Origin of the sequence: Streptosporangium subroseum (genome assembly GCF_900188345.1) — a bacterium.
Classification (GTDB): Bacteria; Actinomycetota; Actinomycetes; order Streptosporangiales; family Streptosporangiaceae; genus Streptosporangium; species Streptosporangium subroseum.
Window position 1 is genome coordinate 50,084 of sequence record NZ_FZOD01000061.1, and the last position, 9,130, is coordinate 59,213.

At 68.2% G+C, this 9,130-nt stretch carries 6 protein-coding genes; 2 read left to right on the forward strand and 4 right to left on the reverse strand.

Annotated elements, in window-relative coordinates; genetic code table 11:
- Positions 1-3: 3 nt before the first annotated feature.
- Positions 4-1,668: a choline dehydrogenase gene (gene betA, locus CHC08_RS37940; protein WP_245878812.1), complete on the reverse strand. Its 1,665-nt coding sequence runs from the start codon at positions 1,666-1,668 to the stop codon at positions 4-6.
- Between the two features lie 108 nt (positions 1,669-1,776).
- Between betA and CHC08_RS37945 the strand changes: the two genes are divergently transcribed.
- On the forward strand, positions 1,777-2,568 hold the full coding sequence (locus CHC08_RS37945) for an IclR family transcriptional regulator (RefSeq protein ID WP_089212215.1): 792 nt from the start codon (positions 1,777-1,779) through the stop codon (positions 2,566-2,568).
- 150 nt (positions 2,569-2,718) lie between these two features.
- On the opposite strand, the gene CHC08_RS37950 is transcribed toward CHC08_RS37945, so the two are convergent.
- The 3 genes from CHC08_RS37950 to CHC08_RS37960 are packed head-to-tail and all read right to left on the reverse strand — an operon-like array spanning position 2,719 to position 5,536.
- Positions 2,719-3,837 (reverse strand): aromatic ring-hydroxylating oxygenase subunit alpha, encoded by a 1,119-nt coding sequence (locus tag CHC08_RS37950; RefSeq protein ID WP_089212216.1) that lies wholly within the window; start codon positions 3,835-3,837, stop codon positions 2,719-2,721.
- Positions 3,834-5,192, reverse strand: a complete 1,359-nt coding sequence (locus CHC08_RS37955; RefSeq protein WP_089212217.1) for an NAD(P)/FAD-dependent oxidoreductase — start codon at positions 5,190-5,192, stop codon at positions 3,834-3,836. The genes CHC08_RS37950 and CHC08_RS37955 overlap by 4 nt, the downstream gene beginning before the upstream one ends.
- Positions 5,189-5,536 carry a bifunctional 3-phenylpropionate/cinnamic acid dioxygenase ferredoxin subunit gene (locus CHC08_RS37960; protein ID WP_089212218.1) on the reverse strand — a complete coding sequence of 116 codons (348 nt, stop codon included), beginning with the start codon at positions 5,534-5,536 and terminating at the stop codon, positions 5,189-5,191. Before CHC08_RS37960 ends, CHC08_RS37955 begins: the two co-directional genes overlap by 4 nt.
- A 436-nt stretch (positions 5,537-5,972) precedes the next feature.
- Here CHC08_RS37960 and CHC08_RS37965 point away from each other — a divergent pair.
- The coding region (locus CHC08_RS37965) for a choice-of-anchor D domain-containing protein (protein ID WP_143653510.1) at positions 5,973-9,130 on the forward strand (3,158 nt) is incomplete at its 3' end.

Below are 9,130 nucleotides of genomic sequence, written 5' to 3' on the forward strand. Positions count from 1 at the left end.
CGGTCACCGGCTCGGACTGTTGCGGTGCCGGTAGAAGTCGACGTGCTCGGCCGCGAGCGGGGTGTTGCCCAGGATCAGGTCGGCGGACTTCTCCGCCACCATCATGACCGGCGCGTAGATGTTGCCGTTGGTCACGTACGGCATGACCGAGGCGTCCACGACGCGGATCCCTTCGAGGCCGTGGATCCTCATGGACAGCGGATCGACGACGGCCATGTCGTCGACACCCATCCTGGCCGTGCACGAGGGATGCAGCGCGGTCTCGCCGTCCTTGGCGACCCAGTCCAGGATCTCCTCGTCCGTCCGGACCTCCGGTCCCGGCGACAGCTCCCCCTCGTTGAACTCGTCCATGGCCTTCTGGGTCAGGATGTCGCGAGCGACCCGGACGGCCTCCACCCACTCCCTGCGGTCCTGCTCGGTGGACAGGTAGTTGAACCGCAGCGCCGGGTGGACGCGGGGATCCGTGCTCTTGATCTTCACCGAGCCCCGCGCGTCGGAGTACATCGGCCCGATGTGCACCTGGTAGCCGTGCCCGCCCGCGGGCGCGGAGCCGTCGTAGCGCACGGCGATGGGCAGGAAGTGGAACATCAGGTTCGGGTAGTCGACGTCGTCGTTGCTCCGGGCGAAGCCGCCGGCCTCGAAGTGGTTGGTCGCTCCGGGCCCGGAGCGCGTGAACAGCCACTGCGCGCCGATCCACGGCCGGTTGCGCCACTTCATCGCGGGCTGCAGCGACACCGGCTGCTTGCAGCCATACTGGATGTAGACCTCGAGATGGTCTTGCAGGTTCTCCCCGACTCCCGGCAGGTCGTGCACGACGTCGACGCCGAGAGCGCCCAGCTCCGCGGCGTTGCCCACCCCGGAGAGCTGGAGCAGCTGCGGCGAGTTGATCGAGCCGCCGCAGAGGATGACCTCGCCCGCGCGGACCGTCTGGCCGTTGTACTCCACGCCGACGGCGCGTTTTCCCTCGAAGAGGATTTTCGTGACGAACGCCCGCGTCTTGATATCGAGGTTGGGACGCTTCTTCACGGGGTGCAGATAGGCCCGGGCGGCGGACAGCCGGCGTCCCCGGCGAATGTTGCGGTCGAAACGGGCGAAACCCTCCTGGCGATATCCGTTGACGTCATCGGTCAGCGGATATCCGGCCTGCTGCACCGCCTCGAAGAAGGCCGCGAACAGCGGATTGCGCACGGGCCCGCGTTCGAGCGTGAGAGGTCCGTCGTGCCCCCGCATGGGATCGTCGGGATCCGCGGCGAGGCAGTTCTCCATCCGCTTGAAGTACGGCAGGCAGTGGGCGAAGTCCCAGGTCTCCATGCCGGGATCGGCGCCCCAGCGCTCGTAGTCCATGGGGTTGCCCCGCTGGAAGATCATCCCGTTGATGCTGCTGGAACCGCCCAGCACCTTTCCCCGGGCGTGGTAGATCCGGCGGCCGTTCATGTACGGCTCGGGCTCGGATTCGTACTTCCAGTCGTAGAAGCGGCTGCCGATGGGGAAGGGCAGCGCGGCCGGCATGTGAATGAAGACGTCCCACGGATAATCCGGGCGACCGGCCTCCAGCACCAGCACTCGGTTGGAGGGGTCGGCGGACAGCCGGTTCGCGAGGGCGCTTCCAGCAGATCCGCCCCCAACGATGACGAAGTCGTACATGTATGCCTCGTCTCGCTCAAGCAAGATTAATGCCGCTAATCGTAGCGAATAGCGCAATCTGTTGTGCTATTCGCAACCAAGATTGTTGCCCCTCCATGGACGCATGTTCCTCACAGCGCTTACAGTCCCGCTATGGGCAACGATTCCACCGGTGGTCGCACCGACAGCAACGGGGGGGTCCAGTCCGTCGACCGGGCCATCAGCATTCTGGAAATCCTTTCCCAGCGCCGTGAGGCAGGAGTGAGCGAGATCGCCCTGGAGATCGCGGTCCACAAGTCGACCGCCTTCCGGCTGCTCGGGGCACTGGAGTCCCGGGGGCTGGTCGAGCAGGCCGAGGACCGCGGGAAATATCGGCTCAGCTTCGGGATCGTCCGTCTCGCGGGCGGCGTGGCCGCCCGGATGGACCTCACCCAGCAGGGCCGTCCCGTCTGCCGTCGTCTCGCCGAGGAGATCGGCGAGACGGTGAACCTCGCCGTCCTGCGATCCCACTACGCGGTGAACCTCGACCAGGTGCGCGGACCCGCGGCGGTCACCACGCAGAACTGGGTCGGGCAGCTCACCCCCCTGCACGCCACGTCGAGCGGGAAGATCCTGCTGGCCCATCTCGACGACCGGTACCGGGTGCAGCTGCTCGACGCCGCGGGCTTCGAGAAATACACCCCGAACACGATCACCTCGCTCCCCGTCCTTGAGAAGCAGCTCGACGAGGCTCGCGGCAAGGGCTACGCGGTCACCGTCGAGGAGTTCGAGATCGGGCTGAACGCCGTCGCGGCGCCCATCCGCTCCTACGAGGGAGAGGTCGTCGCCGCGGTCAGCGCCTCGGGTCCCGCCTACCGCTTCAGCGAGGAGCGGATGCACGAGTTCGCCCCTGCCCTGATCGCGGGGGCCGAGGACATCAGCCACCGCCTGGGCTACGTCGGCTGAGCCGGCCAACGACGCCCTCGGTGACGTCCCCGCGCCTCGCTCCGGTCGAGAGGCATCATCTTCTCCGCGCCTTCCTCCGGTCGCGGGACCTTTCCGGCGTCCCCGCGCTTCCTCCGGTCGCGGGACGTCGCCCTCCCGATCACACGGACGTCATCCCAGCTTTTCGAGCACCCAGTCGTGGAACGCCCCGATGTGGTGCTCGCTCGGCACCAGGACCCCGCCCCCGGCGTAGGCGCGGGAGTTCATCGCCGGCTGGCATCTCTCACACGCGTCGAAGTCCTGCACGTTGACCCGGTGGAAGAGCTCGACGGACGGGCCGAGATCCTTGCCGCCCTCCACGACGTCCTTACGGAACAGCCAGTCACACTCGACGATCGTCCGGTCGGCGGCCAGGGGGAACATCCGGTGGATGATCACGTGGTCGGGCACCAGGTTGATGAACACCTGCGGCTTGATGGTGATCGCGTAGTAGCGGCGGTCCTGGTCCTCGCTGACGCCCTGGATGCGGTCCACCCCCTCCGACCCGTCGACCGTGAACCCCTGGATCTCCTCGCCGAACTCCGCGCCGTGCCCCACGAAGGACTGCGCCGCGTAGCCGTCGGCGAACTCGGGAAGCACCTCGGTGAGCTCGGGGTGGATGGTGGCGCAGTGGTAGCACTCCATGAAGTTCTCGATGATGAGCTTCCAGTTCGCCTTCACGTCGTAGACGATCCTGCGCCCCACCTCGAGGTTTTCGATGTCGTAGTTTTTGATCAGGTCCCCGTCGCCCAGCCGGGTCACCACCTCGCCGGTCACGTCCGCCTCGAACGACGGCGGCTCATCGGCCAGGCACACCCACACGTAGCCCAGCCACTCCCGCACGTGGACGTTCACCAGCCCGAACTCGACCCGGTCGATGTCGGGCATCTTGGTGAGGTTCGGGGCGGCGATCAGCTTGCCCTCGAGGTCGTAGGTCCAGGCGTGGTACGGGCACTGGAACGCCCGCTTCACCTCGCCGGACTCCTCGGTGCAGATCCGGGCTCCCCGGTGGCGGCACACGTTGAGGAAGGCGCGGATCGAACCGTTCCTGGCCCGGGTGACAAGGACGCTCTCCCGCCCCACCTGAACCGTCCTGAAGGCGCCGGGTTTCCCCAGGTCGGAGGAGCGGACGACGCAGAACCACATCGACTCGAAGATCCGCGCCTGCTCCGAGGCGAAGACGCCCTCATCGGTGTAGTAACCGCCGGGCAGGGTGGAGATCACGCTGGGGGGCAGGCTTCGCGTGCTCACAGTTCGCTCCTCAGGGTGGAATCCGTACGATTCGGGACGGCGTCGAGCCGGCGACGCCAGCGGGTGAACAGACGGACCTGGTTCAGGCTCAGCACCGCGACCGGCCGATCCTGCCGCCGGTAGACGGCGAGGAAACTGCGGTCGGCCACGTCACCCTCCTCCACGGTGACCGTGTCTCCCGGGCGCGCGTGACCGACAAATTGGATCTTCATGCCGTACTGGTCGGACCAGAAGTACGGCGAGCTGGGAGGATCGGGCGCGGTCGCCCCACCGGAGAGCAGCGTGACCGCCGCCGCGGCGGGCCGTCGCAGCGCCCCGGTCCAGTGTTCGACGCGATGGTGGTATCCCATGGCGGGGTCGAACCACGCCGCGCAGTCGCCGACGGCGACGACCCCGGGCACCCCGGTGGCTCCCCCGGCGTCGCACACCACTCCGTTGGTGAGCTGGAAGCCCGCTCCCGCCAGCCATTCGACGTTGGGCCGCGCGCCGATGCCGACGAGCACGACGTCCGCGGGCAGGATCCGGTCGTCGTCGAGCAGCGCGCCCTCCACCCGGTCCGCTCCCTCGGGCGCACGCGCGCCCTCCACCCGATCCACTCCCTCGGGCGCACGCGCGCCCTCCACCCGATCCACTCCCTCGGGCCCACTCGCGCCATCCACCCGGCCCGCTCCCTCAGACCTCTGTACACCGTCCGCCCGGTCCGTTCCTGCAAGCCCCCGGCCCGCTCCCAGGAGCCCTCGCACGCCGACACCGCAGATGAGGCGGACTCCGTGGTCACCGTGGAGCGAGGCCACCACGGCGCCCATCTCGGCGCCGAGCGCGCCGGCGAACGGTGTCGGGGCCGTCTCGACGACCGTCACGTCGAGTCCCAGATCACGAGCCGTCGACGCTACTTCGGCCCCGATGAAACCGGCGCCGATCACCACGAGACGCCGCCCCTTGACGAGGTCGGAGCGCAGGGCCCGGGCGTCGTCGAGCGAGCGCAGGGTGTGGACCCCGCCGAGGCCGCCGCCTCCGGGCAGGGTGCGGGCGGAGGCGCCGGTCGCGACGACGATCCCGTCGGCTCGCACCGAGGTGCCGTCGTCAAGGAGCACCCTGCGGTCGCTCGGATCAAGACCGGTCGCGGTCGCCCCGAGCCTCCACTCGGCTCCGAGGTCCTCGTCGTCGGCCTCCAGCGCCAGGTCGGCCTCGCTCATCCGCCCGGCGAGAAACTCCTTCGACAGGGGCGGCCGGTCGTAGGGGCGGTGCGATTCGGTTCCGATGAGCGTCAGGCGCCCCTCGAACCCCTGGCCGCGCAGCGCGCGGGCGGCAGACAGGCCCGCCAGCGAGGCGCCGACGACGGCGATCGACCTCACGCCGTCCCCGCGCGGATGCCGGGCGGCAGGTTGGGAGGCTCCTCCGATGGGACGACGTAGACGGTTCCGTCCTCGACCACCACCCGGTGGGTGCGGACCGGCAGTTTCGCCGGCGGGGCGTCCACCCTTCCCGTCCGCAGATCGAACCGTGAGGCGTGCAGCGGGCACTCCACCTCGCAGCCCTCCAGCCACCCATCGGCGAGCGACGCGTCCTGATGCGTGCAGGTGTCGTCTATGGCGTAGATCTCGCCGTCCTCGGTGTGGAAGAGGGCGATGGGCGGTTCGACGTCGAGTCGATAGGCCTCACCCCGTGGGAGGGCCGCCAGGGGGCACGCAGGGATCATCGTTACCAACCCCGGTTTCGTAAGACGGAACGATAAGCGCTATACGCAACAGCGTGAACTCAAAAAACCCCGGTGTCAAGAGTCGACATGTGGGGTCAAAGTACCCATTTTTTCCCAGGCGACCCTACGACCCGCCTGCCGTGGGAGACAGCGCCTCGATCGCCACTACAGGGGTCCGACGATGACACCGCCGAGTGATTTTTTCGGACTGCCACTTTCACTGTGGCGCAAGCGGCTTCCAGGGTCGGACAGACCTTTGCAGGGAAATTGCGGTAAGAGAAAGAACGCAACGCAGTCGATACATTTCATAGAACAGCTGAAACCTTGCAGACATCTGTCTGTCATTTTAAGGTGTGGGTACCCCCCCGGGCACCACCGGTCTGTGTGTCTCTGACCGCGAAGCGTCCGGCTCTTCGCAGGATTGAAGGGTCAGTCGATGAAAAAGTCCGGCAGGCTTAAGGCCTGGACGATTGCCACTGTCGTGGTGCTGACAGCGGGAGGGCTCGCCGGCATACCGGCCACCTCCGCCTCGGCCGCCGCGCGAGCAGACTCCCCGTTCGACTTCGCGGGGCGCGGTGCCACCGTGCCCTTCGTGGAGATCGAAGCCGAAGACGCCCTCACCTCAGGCCAGGTGATCGGCCCCGACAGGATCTATGGTCACCTCCCCTCCGAGGCCTCCGGCCGCAGGGCGGTGACCCTCGACTCCTCGGGTGAGTACGTGGAGTTCACGCTCACCAGGCCGGCCAACGGGATGTCACTGCGCTACAGCGTGCCGGACAGCGGCTCGGGAACCGGCCAGAACACCACCGCCGACCTCCGGGTCAACGGCGCACACCTGAAGGACCTGTCCCTCACCTCGAAGTACGGCTGGTACTACGGCGGTTATCCGTTCAACAACAACCCCGGCGACACCAACCCCCACCACTTCTACGACGAGACGCGGACCCTGTTCGGGTCCACGCTCGCCGCGGGGGCCAAGGTCCGCGTCCAGTCCACCGGCGGCATCCCGATCACCGTTGACCTAGCCGACTTCGAGGTCGTTCCCGACCCGATCACCCGGCCCTCGGGCTCGCTGTCGGTCGACGACTTCGGCGCCATCAAGAACAACACGGGCGTCGACAACACGGCCGCCTTCCAGGCCGCGGTCAACGCCGGCAAGGCGCAGGCCAAGGAGGTCTGGATCCCCGAGGGCACCTACAACCTCTACGACCACGTGGTCGTCGACGGCGTGACCCTGCGCGGAGCCGGTCCCTGGTACAGCGTGCTCGGCGGACGCCACCCCACCCAGCGCAACAGGGGCGTCGGCGTCTACGGCAAGTACGTCCAGGGCGGCGGCTACGGCGGCGAGATCCGCTCCCACGAGGCGGGCGGCCCGAGCCGCAACGTCACGCTCAAGGACTTCGCCATCATCGGCGAGGTCATGGAGCGAGAGGACAACGACCAGATCAACGCCTTGGGCGGCGCCATGACCGACTCGGTCGTGGACAACGTGTGGATGCAGCACACCAAGGTCGGGGCCTGGATGGACGGCCCGATGAACAACTTCACCATCAAGAACAGCCGCATCCTCGACCAGACCGCCGACGGCGTGAACTTCCACACCGGGGTCACCAACTCGACCGTGACCAACACGTTCGTCCGCAACACCGGTGACGACGGCCTGGCCATGTGGCCCGAGCGGATCCCGAACGTGAACAACAAGTTCACCTTCAACACCGTCGGCGTGACGCTGCTGGCCAACAACATCGTCACGTACGGCGGCAGGGACATCCAGATCACCGACAACGTGGTGGCCGACACCATCAGCAACGGCGGCGGCATCCACATCGCCAACCGCTATCCGGGTGTCAACTCCGGCCAGGGCACCGCGGTCGCCGGCACCCACACCGTCGCCCGCAACACCCTGCTCCGGGCGGGCAACAACGACTTCAACTGGCACTTCGGCGTCGGCGCCATCTGGTTCAGCGGGCTCAACGAGCCGGTCAACGCCACCATCAACGTCACCGACACCGACATCCTGGACAGCTCCTACGCCGCCATCCACGTCATCGAGGGCAGCACGAGCACGGTCAACTTCAACAACGTCAACATCGACGGCACCGGCACCTACATGATCCAGGCCCAGTCGGGGGCCAACATGACGTTCAACAACGTCAAGGCCGCGCACATCGGCGCGGGCGTCGCCATCCACAACTGCGTCGGCACGAGCTTCACGCCCGTCTTCGGCACGGGCAACACCGGCTGGAGCCCCACCTCCACGACCTGCACCGGCACCTGGCCGGCGCCGAACTACATCTACCCCGGCGGCGGTGGCAGCACGGGCGGCCTGTCCGGCTCCCCCGGCAGCCTGTCCTTCCCGGCCCTCCAGGTCGGCGGGACCAGCTCGGCGCAGGCCGTCACCATCACGAACGGAGCCACCACGGCGGCCCCGATCAGCTCGGTGACCGCCACCGGTGACTACACCCAGACCAACAACTGCGGCAGTTCCCTCGCCGCGGGCGCGACCTGTACGGTCAACGTCACCTTCAGGCCGACCGCGACGGGCACCCGCACCGGCACGCTCACCCTCGCCAGCAGCGCCCCCGGCGGCCCGGTGACCGTCAGCCTCAGCGGCAGCGGCACCAACGGCGTCGCCCTCACCGCCTCCCCCACCAGCCTGTCCTTCGGAGCGCGTCAGAGCGGCACGACCAGCCCGGCGCAGACCGTGACGATCACCAACAGCGGCACCGCGTCGGCGACGCTCGGCACGGTCGCCACCACCGGTGACTACGCGCAGACCAAGACCTGCGGCACCACCCTCGCCGCCGGAGCCTCCTGCACCGTCAGCGTCACCTTCACCCCGACCGCCTCGGGCAGCCGTCCTGGCACCCTGACGGTGGCCAGCAACGACCCGAACAGCCCGCTGTCGGTGGGCCTGTCCGGCAGTGGCGTCAGCTCGACCACCAACCTGGCGCTCGGCGCGACGATGACCGCCGGCAGCTCCAACGGCGGGTTCCCGCCGGGCAATGCCAATGACGACAACACCGCCACCTACTGGGAGGCCGGCGGCGCCTTCCCGCAGTGGCTGCAGGCCGACCTCGGCTCCACCCAGAGCATCGGCTCCATCACCCTGAAACTGCCGCCGCCGGCCGCGTGGGCGACCAGAACGCAGACCCTGTCGGTCGAGGGCAGCACCAACGGCTCCACCTGGACCACCCTCAAGTCCTCGGCCGGCTACACCTTCAACCCCTCCACCGGCAACACCGTCACCATCCCCCTGACCTCCGCCACCGTGCGCCAGGTCCGGCTCAACATCACCGCCAACACCGGCTGGAGCGCGGCCCAGATCGCGGAGTTCCAGATCTTCCCGGGCACCGGCGGCCCCGTCCAGACCGTGTCCCTGTCGGCCTCCCCGACCAGCCTGGCCTTCGCCGCCCGAACGGTCGCCAGCACCAGCCCGGCACAGACCGTCACCATCACCAACAACGGCACCGCGTCGGCGACGCTCGGCACGGTCGCCACCACCGGTGACTACGCCCAGACCAAGACCTGCGGCACCACCCTGGCCGCGGGAGCCTCCTGCACGGTCAGCGTCACCTTCACCCCGACCGCGAC

What these genes read in the sequence shown, in the direction of transcription:
- CHC08_RS37945 (WP_089212215.1), top strand. Translation starts at nt 1,777, where the DNA reads ATGGGCAACGATTCCACCGGTGGTCGCACCGACAGCAACGGGGGGGTC.
- CHC08_RS37960 (WP_089212218.1), bottom strand. Translation starts at nt 5,536, where the DNA reads ATGATCCCTGCGTGCCCCCTGGCGGCCCTCCCACGGGGTGAGGCCTAT.